Origin of the sequence: Xenorhabdus khoisanae (assembly GCF_001037465.1) — a bacterium.
Classification (GTDB): domain Bacteria; phylum Pseudomonadota; class Gammaproteobacteria; order Enterobacterales; family Enterobacteriaceae; genus Xenorhabdus; species Xenorhabdus khoisanae.
In genome coordinates this window covers 12,550-28,749 of the sequence record NZ_LFCV01000128.1, presented here as the reverse complement: position 1 = coordinate 28,749, position 16,200 = coordinate 12,550, and the positions used below count along the sequence as shown (strand labels likewise).

Sequence of the window (16,200 nt, the reverse complement as noted above, 5' to 3'; positions counted from 1 at the left end):
AGAGCAAAATGAAGAAAGCATTATTGGTGATAAGTTTTGGAACCAGTTATCCGGAAACGCTAAAAAACAATATCGAAGCCTGTGAGCAGCAACTGGCGTCAGTTTTTCCAGACAGGGAACTCTTTCGGGCTTTTACTTCCGGCATGATCATCCGCAAGTTGCGCCAGCGTGACGGCGTTCATATTGATACGCCCCATGATGCACTGACCAGATTGCATCATGCCGGCTATAACGACGTTGCTGTTCAGTGTCTGCATATTATTAATGGCGATGAGTATGAAAAGGTACTTCATGAGGTAGAAAAATTCCGTCCCCGTTTTAAACGGCTGGTGCTGGGTACTCCACTGCTCACCCGTTTTGACGATTATGTGCAATTGATGCAGGCATTGAGCCACCAGCTTCCGCGATTGGCGGGTAATGAATGTGTCGTTTTTATGGGGCACGGCGCAACGCATCATGCTTTTTCTGCTTATGCCTGTCTGGATCATCTGATGAACCATTACCACTTTCCGGCACGCGTCGGCGCAATAGAAAGCTACCCTGAACTTCCCTTGATCATTAAGGGGTTAAAAGAACAGGGGATCTGCAAAGTTTACCTGATGCCGCTGATGCTGGTGGCAGGGGATCATGCCATCAATGATATGGCTTCAAATGAAGAAGGTTCCTGGAAATCTCAGTTGGAAAAAGTGGGGATTATCGCCATCCCTTGGTTGCAGGGATTGGGTGAAAACCCAATGATTCGGCAGATGTTTGTGGATCATCTTACCTGTGCCCTCAATGATGAGGAGAAAGTCTGATGAGTGGAAAAATCAAGGCCGGAAAACTGTATGTCATGGGCGTTGGGCCGGGAGCCAGCGATCTGATTACCGTGCGGGCGGCGCGTATTCTCTCTGAACTTGATGTCATTTATACCCCGACGGGCAAAAAAGGCACTCAAAGCCTCGCTCATTCCATTATCGAAGAATACCTCTCACCCACGACTCAAGTATGCACTTACCATTTTTTAATGAAAGGTGAGAGGGCAGCAAAAGAAGCGGTATGGAATGAAGTGGCGCAAGCTTTAAAAGAGGAGATTGCCAGCGGCAGGAAAGTGGGTTTTATCACCTTGGGCGATCCCATGCTGTTCAGTACGTGGGTATTTCTTTTAGAGCGAATGATTTCCTTGGAACAAATAGCTGCGCAACAGATGAAAAATCCGCCTTGGCTGGAAATAGTACCGGGAATTACTTCATTCTCGGCCATTGCTGCGGCGGGTGTCATGCCATTGGCGATGGAAAATCAGACGCTGGTTGTTATCTCCTGCATGGCACCTGAAACCGTTCTGGAACAGGCGTTACTTAACCATGACTGTATTGTCCTGATGAAAGTCTATTCGCGTTTCGCGCTGATACATGAACTGTTGCGTCGGCACAATTTACTGGAATATGCGTTGATGATGGCAGATGCCACTTTACCGACGGAACAGTGCTGGCGTGATCTTGCGGCACTGTCTCCTGATGTCTCTCCCAACGCAGCAGACAGTGAACAGGCTTTATCATATTTCTCAACGATTTTGATTAATAAAAACTGGCAATTATCGAGGTGAATTATGCAACAGCAACTAACGAAGTTTTCGTTATCTGGTGCGGCTATCACACTGTTTTTAGCATTGTCTTTGACGTTTGCGCCACAAGAAGCCTTTGCTATGCATGTGATGGAAGGATTTTTGCCACCGATGTGGGCATTGGCATGGTGGCTGGCTTTTTTGCCTTGTCTGGCGGCAGGATTAGTCAGGCTACGCCAAATTGTGCAGGAAGACAGTAATCAGAAGGTCTTATTGGCACTGTGTGGGGCATTTATTTTCGTCCTTTCGGCATTGAAAATTCCTTCTGTCACCGGCAGTTGTTCCCATCCGACAGGTGTTGCCTTAGCCGTGATTTTGTTTGGCCCCTCCGTTGTGGCGGTACTTGGCGCAATTGTCCTGCTGTTTCAGGCATTATTGCTCGCACATGGCGGTATCACGACGTTAGGAGCCAATGGGATGTCGATGGCTGTGATCGGCCCATTGGTGGGTTATCTGGTATGGCGGTTCTCCTGCAAAATGGGGATGCGTAAAGATGTCAGTGTCTTCTTGTGTGCTTTTGTGGCCGATATTGTCACTTACACCGTGACTTCCGTTCAGTTGGGTGTTGCTTTCCCCGACCCGCAACTGGGTATGGCTGCCGCCACCCTCAAATTTATGGGTATTTTCTGCATAACCCAACTACCTATCGCGGTGGCTGAAGGCTTACTGACGGTGTTGATTTACGACCAGCTCGTTAAAAGACAATTAATTCAGGCCCGTAGTGCTTAAGGAGTGTTGAAGATGAAAAAGACATTGATATTACTGTCCCTCGTTGCGGCATTGTGCATCATTCCATTTTTCATTGATCACGGTGGGGAATTTGGTGGGGCAGATGGTCAGGCAGAAGCACAAATCATGGAAATTGCCCCGGATTATACTCCGTGGTTTGAATCCTTGTATGAACCTGCCAGTGGCGAAATAGAAAGCCTGCTGTTTACTTTACAGGGATGTCTGGGCACTGCCGTGATTTTCTACATTCTTGGTTATTATCGCCGTACCCGAAAAGATCATGAGTCGGAAAGATCATGATCGGAATCGATAAACTCAGTTATCAGAGCCGTTGGCGTGACAAAGATCCCAGAGCGAAATTCGCCCTGTATCTCTTGTTTATGGCCGCGGCAATGGTGCTTTCTCCGGTATGGCAAGCTGTGTTGGTTGTTGGACTTGCCATGTTGAGCTGCTATCTGTTGCGAATTAGCTTACTGCGTTACCTGAAATGGTTGTTGCTCCCTGTGGGTTTTTTGGGACTTGGCCTGATTGCCATCGTATTGTCAGCAAGCCCACAGCCGGACAGCCTGCTGTGGGGATTTCAGGCCGGACAATATTGGTTCGGCCTTGACCCACAAGGGGTAGTGATGGCTCATCAGGCTCTCTGGCGCAGTCTGGCGGCGCTATCGGCAACGTTCTGGTTCATGATGAATATGCCTTTTGAACAGATGATCAAACTGCTCAAATTTTGTCGTGTTCCTCACTTGTTGATCGAACAAATCCTGCTGACGTGGCGTTTTATCTTTATCTTTTTGGAAGAAGCGGTGGCAATCCATCATGCACAGTCATTACGGTTTGGTTATTCATCCTTGCGAACCAGTTACCGTTCGCTGGCAATGCTGATCAGCATGTTGTTTTCGCGGGTGATGAGTCGTTACCAGCAAATGAGTATTGCGTTGGAACTTAAGTTGTATCAGGGCGATTTTCATTTATGAGATGCCGGTTGAGTGTGGAGAGGAAAAACAGAAGAGGCGGACAATATGTTAGAAACACGGGCACTGTATTTCGGTTATCAGGATGAACCTATCTTGAAAGATCTGACCCTTGATTTCAGCCGTCATCAAGTTACCGGAATTATCGGAGCGAATGGTTGTGGTAAATCGACATTACTGATGAATCTTTCCGGAGTTTTGCGTCCACAGCAAGGAGCGGTCTGGTGGAATAATGCGCCATTGGATTACAGCAAAAAAGGTTTGATGGCGTTGCGACAGCATGTTGTTACCGTGTTCCAAGATCCCGATCAACAGATCTTTTATACAGATATAGAAAGTGATCTGGCCTTCAGTTTACGTAATCTGGGGGTTGATGAAACTGAAATTCAGCGCAGGATCGAACAGGCGCTGAACTTGGTGGATGCTCATACTTTCCGTAACAAACCCATTCAATACTTGAGCTTCGGACAGAAAAAGCGTGTCGCCATTGCGGGAGCATTGGTGATGGAGTTTGATTATTTGCTATTGGATGAACCCACCGCAGGGCTTGATCCCGCAGGCCGCAAACAAATGTTGGAAATCATCGGTATGATTGCCGACAAAGGGAAGCGGATCATTATTTCCAGTCATGATATCGATTTGATCTATCAGATCTGTGATGGTTTGTATGTATTATCGGATGGTGAAATGATCAGTGCCGGTAAACCGGAGATTGTACTGCGGGAAAAAACACAACTTGAACAGGCGGGCTTAACACAGCCGTGGTTAGTGAAACTCCATTGCGAAGCCGGTTTACCTTTGTGTAAGAGTGAGCAGGAACTTTTTGCGATTTTGCGTGAAGCCAATTAAATAAGGGAGAACAGACAATGACATTATCGCTGATGATTCAGGGAACCGCGTCTGATGTAGGAAAAAGTGTGCTGGTGGCGGGATTTTGTCGAATATTCTCGCAGGATGGCTATCGCTGTACTCCTTTCAAATCACAGAATATGGCACTGAATTCTGGCATTACTGCCGATGGCAAAGAGATGGGACGAGCGCAGATATTTCAGGCAGAAGCAGCAGGTATTGCACCGGATGTCCGCATGAACCCTGTGTTGCTGAAACCCACCAGCGATCGCAAAGCGCAAGTGGTTTTCATGGGAAAAGTAATGTGCAGCATGAATGCGGTGGAATATCACGAACATAAACCCCAACTGCTCCAGCAAATTCTGGAGGCATATAACGGCCTGGCGGCAGAAACGGACATTATGGTGTTAGAAGGCGCGGGCAGTCCGGCAGAAATCAATCTGCGTGATCGCGATATCGTCAATATGGGCATGGCTGAATTAGTGGATGCGCCAGTGATCCTTGTGGCGGATATCGATCGGGGTGGGGTATTTGCATCGATTTACGGCACGCTGGCCTTACTCACACCAGAGGAAAAAGAACGGGTCAAGGGCGTGATTATCAATAAGTTTCGTGGTGATCCTGCGTTATTAAAATCAGGTATTGATCAGATCGAAGCCTTGACGCAAGTCCCGATCTTGGGTGTTTTGCCGTGGCTGGATCTTGATCTGGAAGATGAAGACAGTGTTGCTTTGCAGTTGAGGAAACATGAGCAGTTGAGGAAACATGATCAGTCGGAGAAAGAAGCAGGAGATTATCTCGATATCGCGGTGATTCAATACCCTCATATTGCCAATTTTACGGATTTCAACGCGCTGGCGGCTCAACCGGATGTGCACCTGCGTTATATCTCTGAGCCTGCTGCGCTTCAGGGCGCTGATCTTATTATTCTTCCCGGCAGTAAAAATACCTTAAGTGATCTGGCATGGCTAAAAATCCAAGGGTTTGATCAGGCTATTATCAATGTTCACCAAAAAAACGTTCACCAAAAAAACGTTCACCAGAAAAATGCCCATCAGAAACAAGTGCCGATTATTGGGATCTGTGGCGGTTACCAAATGTTAGGGAAGCAGATTGTGGATGAAGTGGAATCCGGCTTAACTCAAATGGCAGGCTTGGGATTATTGGATACTGAAACACAATTCGCTCACGAAAAGCAGACGGCACAAGTGACGGGCGTTGTGATGCCGGCATTATCGGGAATGCTGAATTTATGCAGTGAACAGCCGATTACGGGTTATGAAATTCATATGGGAATGACCCGGCTTGGTAAGCAGGCAACGCCTTTCGCCAAAATGCATTTACATAATGGTGAGGAAAAAATCTGGTTTGATGGCGCTGTTACTCAGGATGGCTTGGTGATGGGAAGTTATCTGCATGGTTTGTTTGACCAGAATGCTTTCACCCGGTCGTTATTAAATCAGCTCCGTATATATAAGGGTTACGCGCCATTGGAAAATATGGCTTTCAGTTACTTCCAACATAAAGAAAAACAATTCAACATATTGGCTGCCAGCATGCGTGAACATCTGGATATCGGGCGGATTTACCAGTTAATGCGTGAGCACGAATTGTTGAGAGAAAGAAGCATAGCATATGATGGAGTCACGCCATGATTTTGGTGACAGGAGGGGCGCGCAGTGGAAAAAGCAGCCATGCTGAACGCCTGATTGCTGAACAATGCGAACAAGTATTGTATATTGCCACGGCTCAGGTGACAGATGCGGAAATGGCAGCCCGTATTGAGCGACATAAACAGGAACGCCCGGCACATTGGCGGACTTGGGAAGGCCATCAAAACTTAGGTTTCGTTATCCGCCAGCACCGCCAACCCCAAGAGGGCGTTATACTTGAATGTGTCACGACATTAATTGCTAACTTATTATTTGATTTATCGGGTGGAAGATCACCTGATGAACTGGATTTTGCATCATTGGAGGTGTCTATCCATCATCAGATTGATGACCTGATTGATGCCAGCGTGATGTGCCCTACGCCAGTCTGTTTGGTGACCAATGAATTAGGGATGGGCATCACACCTGAAAACAGATTGGCGCGCCATTTTGTCGATATCGCCGGACGTGTCAACCAAAAGCTAGCACGGGCGGCTAAAGAAGTCTGGTTTTTGGTTTCAGGCATTGAGGTAAAGATTAAATGAAACTGAGCCTTTTTTGGGCCACATTACAGTTTTTGACACGGCTTCCTGTTCCTGAAAGATGGGGGGCGGGGGTTCATTTCCAACAATATTGGCGTGGTGTTCCCTATTTTCCATTGGTTGGCCTGATTGTCGGTGGCTTGGCTGGTTTGGTCTCGCTCTCTATCAGCCAGTCTGGTGGAGGCATGTATATCAGTGCAATTGGTTATGTACTGGCATTGGCTCTGCTAACGGGCGGGCTACATTTAGATGGATTGGCGGATACCTGTGATGGGATCTTCTCCGCCCGCCAGCGAGAAAAAATGTTGGAGATCATGCGTGATAGCCGGCTTGGGACTTATGGCGGCATCGGGTTAATTTTCTGCATATTGATTAAAACATTAACTGTTTCAGAAATCTCTTATTACTCCTTTTTTGACCTGCTCGCGATATTGACATGTGCACCGATTGTCGGGCGCACAGCGGTAGTACTTTTAATGTATGAGCAACGTTATGCCCGTGAAGGTGAAGGGATGGGAAGTAGTTATATTGGCCGAATCTCATCTTACTCTACTGCGTTGACTTTATTAGTAGGGGGAGTCTTGGTGATGGCTCTGGGAAACTGGCAAGGCCTGACGGCAATGATGATAACACTGCTTGTGGTTTATGGACTTGCTTTGTTTTTCAATTATCGTCTTGGCGGGCAAACTGGCGATACATTGGGCGCTTCCATTGAAGCAGGGGAAGTGGTTTTTTTATTGGTGATGGCGTGGAATAAATAAGATACGTAGGGAGAGAATCATCAAATGCGGATTTTTCTCGTACGGCATGGGCAGACACAAGCCAACATTGATGGTGTCTTTTGCGGCAAAACTGACTTACCCTTGACGGAAGTAGGAGTGAAGCAGGCGCAACAGCTTGCCATTGCATTGAAAAATATTACCTTTCAATCCGTCCACTGTAGTAAAAAGCAGCGAGCACACCAAACAGCACAAATCATTTCTTCATCAGGCATACAAAATGACAGCCGTCTCAATGAATTGGATTTTGGGGCATGGGAATTGCGTCATCACGAAAATATCGCTAAAGAAGATCCACAGGCTTGGTCACGCTGGCTGGTGGACTGGCAACAGGGTTGCCCACCGGAGGGGGAATCATTCAGGCATTTTGCGGAGCGGGTGAAAGAGTACACTGAAGAATTACGTTCTGATGCGGTTTCAGTAAATCGTCTGATTGTTGCGCATCAGGGGGTTTTGGGATTATTGCTTGCCGGATTACTCAAACTGCCGGTAACCGCCATGTGGTCTTTTCCCTTTCAACAGGGCACTTACAGTATTGTCGATAATCACGCGGGATTTATTATCTTGCGTGCATTTAATGTTCAGACCGAATATTGGCCGGAAGGATAAAGATGACTCTTCAATCTTTGATTAGTGCAATTCGCCCCTTAAATCGGGTGAATATGGAAAAAGCGGCACAGCACATTGACAGTTTGGTCAAGCCGTTGGGTAGCTTAGGGCGGCTTGAAACGCTGGCGATACAATTGTCCGGCATGTCAGGCATTCGTGATCTGCGGGATCTGCAAAAAGAGATCATTGTGATGTGCGCTGATCACGGTGTATATGATGAAGGTGTAGCTATTTCGCCTAAAAATGTCACGGCTATACAGGCACGCAATATGTTGGAGGGATTAACAGGTGTTTGTGTGTTGGCGAAAAACAGTGGAACGCAGGTTTTGCCTGTGGATATTGGCATTGATTGTGAGCCGATTGAACATTTGTTGTCTCTGAAAGTTGCGCGAGGGAGCGGTAATATTGCGCAGGGATCGGCGATGGATTACGAGCAGGCTGAAATGCTATTGCTGTCAAGTGCACAACTGGTGCAGCAGCGTATTGCAGCAGGGATAACGGTGTTTGGCGTAGGGGAGCTGGGCATTGCCAATACGACTTCGGCGGCTGCGGTTACCTGTGTTCTGACAGAGAGTGATCCCTGTGATGTGGTCGGGTTAGGGGCGAATTTTCCCCCTGAGCAGTTGGTGCACAAACAATCCATTGTACGGCAAGCCATTGCTGTCAATCGGCCGGATAGCAGAAACGCCCTTGATGTGTTGGCAAAAGTCGGGGGATTTGATCTTGTCGGCATGACGGGCGTGATTCTGGGAGCAGCGGCTTCCGGAGTGCCTGTTGTACTTGATGGTTTTTTATCTTATGCGTCAGCGCTGGCAGCGTGTCAGATCTCGCCCATTGCGCGGGATTATTGTATCCCTTCCCATATGTCGGCAGAAAAAGGCTCGGCACTGGCATTATATCATTTGAATCTGCAACCTTATCTGCATTTAGATTTGCGTCTTGGTGAGGGCAGCGGGGCGGCTATTGCCATGTCCTTGATTGATGCTGCTTGCGCGATGTATTGTCATATGGGTAAGTTGGCAACTAGCGGGATCAGTTTGCCGATACCAGAAAGGTCGCACATAACGCGACCTCTGGAAATATAACTCAGGTCAAAGTCATATCATTATCTTATTTTCCAGAATCAGGCCCGGCTCCAGAGCAATATGGCTTATGTAAGCCCAATGAATCTTATAAAAGCTTATAATTTAATTGTTGTTAATGTCTTATACCCATCGTTTTTCAAGTTGCAGCTTTGTTGGCTGCATCTTGAAATCCATTGAGTATATAAGCTTAATTTTTAACATGTTCTCTCAATAGATTTTTCATAATTTTCCCATTCGCATTTCGGGGTAGTGTTAAAAAAGTATATCCTTTCGGCCGTTTATACCGTGCTACTACCGTACAAATATAATCATTTAATTCTTGTTCCATCACTGAACTATTTTCATCTAATTCAATAAAGGCATGGGGAACTTCTCCCCAATAAGGATCAGGTTTCGCGACGACGGCGGCGGCTGAAATACCGGGATAACTGGATAGGGCATTTTCTAATTCAAGGCTGGAAATGTTCTCACCACCGGAAATAATAATATCTTTTTTTCTATCGATGATTTTGATATAGCCATCAGGGTCAACAACGGCTAAATCTCCGGTATAAAACCATTGGCTGGTCGTCTCTGGCGTAACATGACGTGCCGGATCGTAAGAAGCGACAATATTTCCACGGATGGCAATTTCCCCAATGCTTTTGCCATCAAAAGGAACTTCCAGTCCGTTATTTTCGTCAATAACACTAACCTGCCCCTGTAAATTGGAAACGATCCCCTGGCGCATCTTCTTTAATATCATTTCTGATCTTGGCAAATCTTCCCACTCAGGTTTATTTTCACAGATAACGACAGGCCCATAAGTCTCGGTTAAACCATAGACATGTGTTGCCGTAATGCCAATGGAATCCAATAGAGAAAATACCATTTCTGTTGGCGGGGCTCCTGCAATAAGTGCATAAACGCGACCACCAAAATGTTTTCCGTATTTTTGTGCCGCTTTGCCCAAAGAGTAGTGAACAATTGGGGCACCACAATAGTGTGTTACATTATTTTCCTGCATAAGCGTTATTACTTCTTCTGCATCAAATTTTTTCATACAGACATGAGTGCCAGCCCGTGCTGCAATTGCCCATGGAAAACACCAGCCATTACAATGAAACATAGGAAGTGTCCATAAAAAGACAGAGCGCTTGGGCATATCCCAATCCAATATATTGGAAATGGCGTTAAGATAGGCGCCACGGTGAGAGTAAACGACTAGCTTAGGTTGCCCGCTGGTTCCTGAAGTCGAATTAATACTGATGGCTTCTTGTTCGTCAATCTGGGTAAATGATAGGGTTTTTGATATGTTTTCGGTTATCAATGATTCATAAGGAATAAATTCATATTCAGTTGTATATATTGAGGTGGTTGAATTATTCGTATCAACAATAATTATCTTGATTTGACTATTGAAAGTAACATTATCTAATAACGAAATATAACTCTTGTCGATAAATAATATTTTGGGGCCGAGTTTTTCAAAAATAAAATTTAATGTCGCTGCATCTGTCCGTGTACTCAGGGCATTAAGAATGCCACCAGCCAGAGGAATAGCAAAATGTAATTCGAGTAATTCGTGGGTATTGGGTAAAAGAGCGGATACGACGCTCTCTTTACTCACCCCCATTTGTTGAAGTGAGATAGCAATTCTTTCGCAGCGATTGGCATATTGGCGCCATGTCCAACGGTGTTTTCCATCGATAACGGCAATATCATCGCCACCACTTAATACGGCTCTTTTAAGAAATAAAATCGGTGATAATGCTGTGCCATCATATTTATTTAGGAATGAATTATCGAGAGTCATATTTTTACCTCATTTTGTCATGCCCTTTAAAATTAACAGGATAACTTCAAATAATTAACATTATGTTAATATAATAAGGATATTTTTTAATATACTGTTTCCATTTATTAATATTGATGAATCAATCACTAAAAAATATATTGAAAAATTACATTCAACTTAATAAAAAAACTCCATCTATTAATATAAAAGGAAACAGTTATGTTTAATTTAGCAGGAAAAATTGCTTTTATCTCAGGTGGAACCAAAGGTATTGGCAAGGGCATTGCAAAAGTGTTGAAGCAAGCTGGTGCGATTACCATTATCGCGGGTACTGATAGCGTGAAAGGGGAATCAGTCGCTAAAGAGCTAGGGGTTGATTTTATTTCCCTTGATGTTACGGATCAGGCTGAATGTAAAAGTGTCATTGATAAGATTGTTAAAAAATATGGCAGGCTCGATATTCTTTGCTCTAATGCAGGTATTTTTCCACAACATTATCTTAAAGACATGACCGTTGAAGATTGGGATTTAGTTCATACTGTCAATCTCAAAGGGACATTTTTCTTAGTTCAAGCGGCATTGAATGTGATGGAAAAGCAACGTTATGGACGAGTTGTAATTACTTCTTCAATAACCGGAGAAATCACGGGTCTTTCAGGCTACAGTCACTATGGTGCAAGTAAAGCAGGGCAGTTAGGGTTTATGCGTAGTGCTGCATTGGAATATGCAGGCCAGGGTATTACCATTAATGCCGTTATGCCGGGCATGATCATGACTGAAGGCTTACAGTCATTTGGTGATGATTTCCTTGATCATGCGAAAAATATCACACCAATGCGAGAATTGGGGACACCAGAAGATATCGGTTATGCAGCCTGTTTTCTGGCATCTGATGAGGCGAAATATATTACCGGGCAAACAATTGTTGTTGATGGAGGACAGGTTCTGCCTGAAGTACAGGAAATCTGATTGCTTTTACAAGGATTGTAGTAACATGATTGCCGTAATACAGAAGAAAAGGGTAAAATGGCTACCCAATAAACACAGGAAGGGGATGATATTCTCTTCCTGATTTTTATTGTCTGAATCAGGTAAAGGATATTATGTTATTGAACTATGAACGTAACCCGCTCCCACTGCCAAATGGGCACAATAAAGTGTTGCTGCACTCATGTTGTGCGCCATGTTCTGGGGAAGTCATGGAAGCAATGCTGGCTTCAGGGATTGATTTCACGATATTTTTCTATAATCCCAATATTCATCCCCTAAAAGAATATGAACTACGCAAAGATGAAAATATTCGTTTTGCGGAGCAAATGGGTATTCCTTTTATTGACGCTGATTACGACCGTGATAATTGGTTTGAACGCGCGAAAGGAATGGAAAATGAACCTGAACGTGGTATTCGTTGCACAATGTGTTTTGATATGCGCTTTGAGCGAACCGCGTTATATGCCCATGAAAATGGTTTCTCTGTGATTACCAGCTCGCTGGGTATTTCTCGTTGGAAGAATATGCAGCAAATTAATGAATGTGGTGTTCGGGCCGCTTCTCATTATCCTGAACTCATGTATTGGGAATATAACTGGCGAAAAGCCGGTGGTTCTTCCCGCATGATAGAGATCAGCAAACGTGAAGAGTTCTATCAGCAGGAATATTGTGGTTGTATTTATTCTCTCAGAGATACGAACCGACATCGTCTGGCTTCGGGACGTGAAAGAATAAAATTGGGTACTGTCTTTTATAGTGCAGATAGCGGGAAAAAAGATAGCTAATTGCATCGATTTTCTTGAAGTAATTTTACTTTAATCATGGTGATAATATCTATTTAGTATTTCACCTGACTATTTTGTTTGTTATTTGTTTAATCCGGCGGATGCAATAAACAGGATATCAGCAACATTCAGGATGAGCTTTCGCATATAGATTGAGATAGTTACGTATTTTATAATACTCCGCTTGACGATTTCAGGAGAAGATAAAAAAAAGCCTGCACGGGCAAGTGCAGGCCAAAGATACGGCAAATATAAAAACCCTGGTGGTGACTTGGAGCGAACCTAGTTAGGCTCTGAATAGTGATGAGTCACCATGACTATATGTGAGATGGGATACTGCCGTCCAATGGATTGCACAGATCAATCAAGGAAGATTGATCGATAAAAGCAATCGTTCATTGATCTAATAAACAGAGGAAATGATCATTAATCTTTGCCATATCTGGCGCGATTAGGTGTACAACCAAAACGCCGTCGATAACTTTGGGTAAAATAGGACTGACTGGAAAAACCCGATTCTAATGAAATATCGGCAATACTCATTTCGCTGTTTAGCAATAATTGATGGGCATACAGAATACGCTGTTCGCTGATCCAAGCTCTGGGGGAAGTACCATAGACGCTGTTAAAAAGTTCTTTAAAGGAAGTCAGTCCCATACCGAACTCACGTGCAAAGTCATTCAATCTCCACTCTTTTAGATAATGGTTCTCCATAAATGTTTGCAAACGTTCTACCTGACGATTGCTTAACTTCCGTAGTACAGACATTAGCAATGCTCCCTGTTCACTCAAGGAAAGCAACAGCAGTAGTTCTTCCACTCTTAATTGAATCAAGGCTGGCGGGTAATCATGAGCCAGTAAATTGGCGAGTCCGCGAATGCTTTCCGTCAGTAGGGGAAACTGATTAAAAGGAATCAGCCTGTAAGCAGGAAAATCTTGCCGCTCTATTTTGCTGAGTAACGAACCAAAACGTTTTAAAAAACTGCGCAGGAACTCCATATGTAATGGTAACCATAATACCTGACAACTTTCCGTATTGGTTCTGGCAGCATAACTTCCCGGATGAGTAAAAAGGATCTCATTCGATGTGATGTGATAAGTATTGATGCAATCTTTCCAGACCATTTCTCCATCAAGTAAAATATACAGCCCTCTTTGTTTATGTTCCAGAATATTGAAGTCCGGTATGGTTAATTGGATAGTACAAATACTCTTTTTATTTAAGCCCGTCGTCCTTTTCATTTAATACTCCTAATTTTCCTTATCATGAGTAATCATTTTTTTTGATGAGTGCATGGTGTATTTATTATATTAATTAATGGATGATGAAAAAACCTTCCCTATGGCACTCAGATTATCTTTATTGATAAACAGAATGCAGGTTTAATCTGGATTGAAAGATCTTGAAATTTCATGCGTAACATCAATTAAATCACTTAGGGTATTATATATCTAAATAAATATTTGTGTTAGGTTTAAGTGGTATTTTTTATATAAATTTATCCGGCCTGCTTTTTTTGTGATTAAAAATAACTTTTTCATAATATGTTTGTTTTTTTATCTTGTGTTGTTTGATTTTTATCTTATTTCTGTGGATATGGTCACTGTGGTAGGTTAATGGCTAATAAGATGAATAACTGTTGAAATACAAAGGATTATGGATAATTTCGCAACGTAATCTAATATCATTTCCGAGCATTAATTGAGGTATTTACAGTGGTGAAAGTTAACAAAATGGATTATCTGTAATTTTAATTACAAAGTGGATTTTGACCTGATTATTACGTATGTTTCATTTTGCAAGTTAACATTAAGACATCATTTCTATATCTTAAAAGTCAATTGTATTTTCTTGTCAAAGAAGAAAATGATATTCATATCAAAAGCATAAATTTACTACTTCGGCTAAGGCATCTCATTTCTATCTCTGTGGATGTGAGTTTCAGGCTCTTTAATTCACTCATATCCTGATAAAAAGAAACGATAGTTAACAAAAAGATTTATTCGGATAATGAGGACCCTGTAGATATGGAAAGTGCCAGAGAAGCAATACAAGTATATTAGGCCATTATTTAACCGTAAAATAGGGAGTAAGAAACGAATATATTAATCTTTTGTTTTTTATTGTTGCGCGGTTATTGATCAATGTGGTTGTTATCGATCAAATTTATCGTGTTAGGTTTTTTATATTTTATAAATATAGAATAAATGAATTCCAATTCAGAGGGTTAAACTCAAATAGCAACTTTATCCGTGTAATAACGCTATAAATACCTCTGTTATAGCTTCGTAGATTGTTTTTTATACTTGTACAATGCTAGGATGTGTTTTCACAGCCCTTTTTCTATACCTGCTAAGGCATATCCGTAGATATATTTGCTGATGAAATATAAGAAAAAACTAAAAAAACGAGAAACATATGGAAAAGTATCGTTTTTCAGATAACGCTTTTTTATACAGTCTATGGCTCCTTTGGGGGAGCGCATTAGGACTCTATCTGTATGGTGCTTATATTAGTTGTACCATAACAGCAATTTTATCTTTTTTAGCCTTAGTATTTTACTTTGTAAATATGAAATTGAGAATAAACGCTATGTTTGGAAAAAAAACTGAGACACCTGTTGCCAGCTCTACTACACCAGTTAAGAGCATACAGTTTGAAGAGAAAAAGCTCCCTGAAGCTGAGATTCGTCCCAACACCATTGTTGCCAAAAACTCAGTATTCAAGGGTGATATTGAAATGGACGGGGATATCCAAATCTGGGGTAAAGTCATTGGTAATATTCGCGTAAAAGGTGGTGCAATTCGTATTATGCATGCCGGCAAAATTGAAGGTGAGCTCAATGCCCCTGAAATCATCATTGATGGTCATGTTGAAGGTACATGCTGTGCGGAAACGTTGGAGATTCTGGAACATGGCGAATTGAGAGGTATCAGCCGCTGCGGAAGTATGTCAATTCGCCGTGGTGGGTTATTTGTCGGTCAGTCTGAACAGGTTGAAAATAAGAAAAAAGCAGAAATTGAACGCGTTATTGCCATTAGGGATAGTCAGGGAGATAAACCAAAAGCTAAAAATAACGCTTGATAATCGTTTGTAAAATAAGACTATAAAACTGCCGGGGAATATGTATGATTTCCCGGCAGTTTTTTATTATCGGTTAAATTTTACCTGAATTTCAAGGAGGCATCATGATTGTTGAATTGGATACAGAAAGGTTGTGGCTTCGTGCTTGGAAGGAAGAAGATAAAGAACCTTTTTTTCGCTTAAACAGCAATCCTGAAGTGATGGAGTTTTTCCCTAATACATTGACTAAAGAACAGAGTGATACTTTAGTTGATAATATTGTTCGCAAGTTTGAAACGCAGGGCGGTTGGGGATTATGGGCAGTTGAATTAAAGCAGAGTGGTGAGTTTATTGGCTTTGTCGGGCTGAATATTCCTGACATCAAATTTCCCTTTTCTCCTTTCGTTGAGATCGGCTGGCGGTTGGATAAGCTATTCTGGGGAAAAGGTTACGCCTGTGAAGCGGCTCGTAAAATTCTTGATTTCGCCTTTACGGAAGTTGGGTTAGAAGAAGTAGTCGCTTTCACGACTGTCTCTAATTATCGCTCTGAGAGTGTCATGAAAAAGTTGGGGATGATCAGGGATGAAAAAACGTTTTTCCACCCTGCATTAGCAGAAGATCACCCATTGAGGGAGCATGTCTTGTATCGGCTTCGGCGTTCACATGACGAGTGAAACGCACTAAGCATTACAGACGAATATTCCTGCGGAAATTGTAAGTGAGCGCCATTAAACGCCATCAAGGTTATCCTAATGGATAGAGATA

The 16,200-nt window shown here is 43.0% G+C and carries 17 protein-coding genes; 15 read left to right on the top strand and 2 right to left on the bottom strand.

Annotated features, from left to right (window positions below; genetic code table 11):
- Positions 1-8 precede the first annotated feature (8 nt).
- The 11 genes from cbiK to cobT are packed head-to-tail and all read left to right on the top strand — an operon-like array spanning position 9 to position 8,819.
- Positions 9-797 carry a sirohydrochlorin cobaltochelatase gene (gene cbiK / locus AB204_RS16535; protein WP_047964473.1) on the top strand — a complete coding sequence of 263 codons (789 nt, stop codon included), beginning with the start codon at positions 9-11 and terminating at the stop codon, positions 795-797.
- The gene (locus tag AB204_RS16530; RefSeq protein ID WP_047964472.1) at positions 797-1,585 is read left to right on the top strand and encodes a cobalt-factor II C(20)-methyltransferase; all 789 of its coding nucleotides are present in this window, start codon (positions 797-799) and stop codon (positions 1,583-1,585) included. Before cbiK ends, AB204_RS16530 begins: the two co-directional genes overlap by 1 nt.
- A 3-nt stretch (positions 1,586-1,588) precedes the next feature.
- On the top strand, positions 1,589-2,332 hold the full coding sequence (gene cbiM, locus AB204_RS16525) for a cobalt ECF transporter S component CbiM (RefSeq protein ID WP_047964471.1): 744 nt from the start codon (positions 1,589-1,591) through the stop codon (positions 2,330-2,332).
- Positions 2,333-2,344: 12 nt separating this feature from the next.
- Complete coding sequence (locus tag AB204_RS16520; protein WP_047964470.1) at positions 2,345-2,632, top strand: energy-coupling factor ABC transporter substrate-binding protein; 288 nt, start codon at positions 2,345-2,347, stop codon at positions 2,630-2,632.
- Complete coding sequence (locus AB204_RS16515) at positions 2,629-3,306, top strand: energy-coupling factor ABC transporter transmembrane protein (RefSeq protein ID WP_047964469.1); 678 nt, start codon at positions 2,629-2,631, stop codon at positions 3,304-3,306. Before AB204_RS16520 ends, AB204_RS16515 begins: the two co-directional genes overlap by 4 nt.
- A gap of 45 nt (positions 3,307-3,351) precedes the next feature.
- Positions 3,352-4,152 carry an ATP-binding cassette domain-containing protein gene (locus AB204_RS16510; protein WP_047964468.1) on the top strand — a complete coding sequence of 267 codons (801 nt, stop codon included), beginning with the start codon at positions 3,352-3,354 and terminating at the stop codon, positions 4,150-4,152.
- Between the two features lie 17 nt (positions 4,153-4,169).
- Positions 4,170-5,807 (top strand): cobyric acid synthase, encoded by a 1,638-nt coding sequence (locus AB204_RS16505; protein WP_047964467.1) that lies wholly within the window; start codon positions 4,170-4,172, stop codon positions 5,805-5,807.
- A complete protein-coding gene (gene cobU / locus AB204_RS16500; protein WP_047964466.1) occupies positions 5,804-6,349 on the top strand; it encodes a bifunctional adenosylcobinamide kinase/adenosylcobinamide-phosphate guanylyltransferase in 546 nt (181 codons plus the stop codon). Before AB204_RS16505 ends, cobU begins: the two co-directional genes overlap by 4 nt.
- Positions 6,346-7,107: an adenosylcobinamide-GDP ribazoletransferase gene (cobS, locus tag AB204_RS16495; RefSeq protein ID WP_047964465.1), complete on the top strand. Its 762-nt coding sequence runs from the start codon at positions 6,346-6,348 to the stop codon at positions 7,105-7,107. The genes cobU and cobS overlap by 4 nt, the downstream gene beginning before the upstream one ends.
- A 24-nt stretch (positions 7,108-7,131) precedes the next feature.
- Positions 7,132-7,734 carry an adenosylcobalamin/alpha-ribazole phosphatase gene (locus AB204_RS16490; RefSeq protein ID WP_047964464.1) on the top strand — a complete coding sequence of 201 codons (603 nt, stop codon included), beginning with the start codon at positions 7,132-7,134 and terminating at the stop codon, positions 7,732-7,734.
- 2 nt (positions 7,735-7,736) lie between these two features.
- Positions 7,737-8,819 carry a nicotinate-nucleotide--dimethylbenzimidazole phosphoribosyltransferase gene (gene cobT / locus AB204_RS16485; protein WP_047964463.1) on the top strand — a complete coding sequence of 361 codons (1,083 nt, stop codon included), beginning with the start codon at positions 7,737-7,739 and terminating at the stop codon, positions 8,817-8,819.
- Between the two features lie 187 nt (positions 8,820-9,006).
- Here the strand turns inward: cobT and AB204_RS16480 are convergent, their stop codons facing one another.
- A complete protein-coding gene (locus tag AB204_RS16480; RefSeq protein ID WP_047964462.1) occupies positions 9,007-10,614 on the bottom strand; it encodes an AMP-binding protein in 1,608 nt (535 codons plus the stop codon).
- Between the two features lie 201 nt (positions 10,615-10,815).
- Between AB204_RS16480 and AB204_RS16475 the strand changes: the two genes are divergently transcribed.
- Entirely contained in the window at positions 10,816-11,565 is a 750-nt protein-coding gene (locus tag AB204_RS16475; protein WP_047964461.1) for an SDR family oxidoreductase, read from the top strand.
- Between the two features lie 134 nt (positions 11,566-11,699).
- Positions 11,700-12,371, top strand: coding sequence for an epoxyqueuosine reductase QueH (locus tag AB204_RS16470; RefSeq protein WP_047964460.1), 672 nt, complete (start codon positions 11,700-11,702; stop codon positions 12,369-12,371).
- Between the two features lie 426 nt (positions 12,372-12,797).
- Here AB204_RS16470 and AB204_RS16465 read toward each other — a convergent pair whose 3' ends face one another.
- On the bottom strand, positions 12,798-13,613 hold the full coding sequence (locus tag AB204_RS16465) for a helix-turn-helix transcriptional regulator (RefSeq protein ID WP_047964459.1): 816 nt from the start codon (positions 13,611-13,613) through the stop codon (positions 12,798-12,800).
- A gap of 1,177 nt (positions 13,614-14,790) precedes the next feature.
- Between AB204_RS16465 and AB204_RS16460 the strand changes: the two genes are divergently transcribed.
- Together AB204_RS16460 and AB204_RS16455 are read left to right on the top strand one after the other, a co-directional pair.
- A complete protein-coding gene (locus tag AB204_RS16460) occupies positions 14,791-15,456 on the top strand; it encodes a bactofilin family protein (protein WP_047964458.1) in 666 nt (221 codons plus the stop codon).
- Between the two features lie 104 nt (positions 15,457-15,560).
- A complete protein-coding gene (locus AB204_RS16455) occupies positions 15,561-16,109 on the top strand; it encodes a GNAT family N-acetyltransferase (RefSeq protein WP_047964457.1) in 549 nt (182 codons plus the stop codon).
- Positions 16,110-16,200 lie beyond the last annotated feature (91 nt).

What these genes read in the sequence shown, in the direction of transcription:
- cobT (WP_047964463.1), top strand. Translation starts at nt 7,737, where the DNA reads ATGACTCTTCAATCTTTGATTAGTGCAATTCGCCCCTTAAATCGGGTG.
- cobS (WP_047964465.1), top strand. Translation starts at nt 6,346, where the DNA reads ATGAAACTGAGCCTTTTTTGGGCCACATTACAGTTTTTGACACGGCTT.
- AB204_RS16505 (WP_047964467.1), top strand. Translation starts at nt 4,170, where the DNA reads ATGACATTATCGCTGATGATTCAGGGAACCGCGTCTGATGTAGGAAAA.
- cbiK (WP_047964473.1), top strand. Translation starts at nt 9, where the DNA reads ATGAAGAAAGCATTATTGGTGATAAGTTTTGGAACCAGTTATCCGGAA.
- AB204_RS16480 (WP_047964462.1), bottom strand. Translation starts at nt 10,614, where the DNA reads ATGACTCTCGATAATTCATTCCTAAATAAATATGATGGCACAGCATTA.
- AB204_RS16490 (WP_047964464.1), top strand. Translation starts at nt 7,132, where the DNA reads ATGCGGATTTTTCTCGTACGGCATGGGCAGACACAAGCCAACATTGAT.
- AB204_RS16475 (WP_047964461.1), top strand. Translation starts at nt 10,816, where the DNA reads ATGTTTAATTTAGCAGGAAAAATTGCTTTTATCTCAGGTGGAACCAAA.
- AB204_RS16510 (WP_047964468.1), top strand. Translation starts at nt 3,352, where the DNA reads ATGTTAGAAACACGGGCACTGTATTTCGGTTATCAGGATGAACCTATC.
- AB204_RS16455 (WP_047964457.1), top strand. Translation starts at nt 15,561, where the DNA reads ATGATTGTTGAATTGGATACAGAAAGGTTGTGGCTTCGTGCTTGGAAG.
- AB204_RS16530 (WP_047964472.1), top strand. Translation starts at nt 797, where the DNA reads ATGAGTGGAAAAATCAAGGCCGGAAAACTGTATGTCATGGGCGTTGGG.
- cobU (WP_047964466.1), top strand. Translation starts at nt 5,804, where the DNA reads ATGATTTTGGTGACAGGAGGGGCGCGCAGTGGAAAAAGCAGCCATGCT.
- AB204_RS16465 (WP_047964459.1), bottom strand. Translation starts at nt 13,613, where the DNA reads ATGAAAAGGACGACGGGCTTAAATAAAAAGAGTATTTGTACTATCCAA.
- AB204_RS16515 (WP_047964469.1), top strand. Translation starts at nt 2,629, where the DNA reads ATGATCGGAATCGATAAACTCAGTTATCAGAGCCGTTGGCGTGACAAA.
- AB204_RS16460 (WP_047964458.1), top strand. Translation starts at nt 14,791, where the DNA reads ATGGAAAAGTATCGTTTTTCAGATAACGCTTTTTTATACAGTCTATGG.
- AB204_RS16470 (WP_047964460.1), top strand. Translation starts at nt 11,700, where the DNA reads ATGTTATTGAACTATGAACGTAACCCGCTCCCACTGCCAAATGGGCAC.
- cbiM (WP_047964471.1), top strand. Translation starts at nt 1,589, where the DNA reads ATGCAACAGCAACTAACGAAGTTTTCGTTATCTGGTGCGGCTATCACA.
- AB204_RS16520 (WP_047964470.1), top strand. Translation starts at nt 2,345, where the DNA reads ATGAAAAAGACATTGATATTACTGTCCCTCGTTGCGGCATTGTGCATC.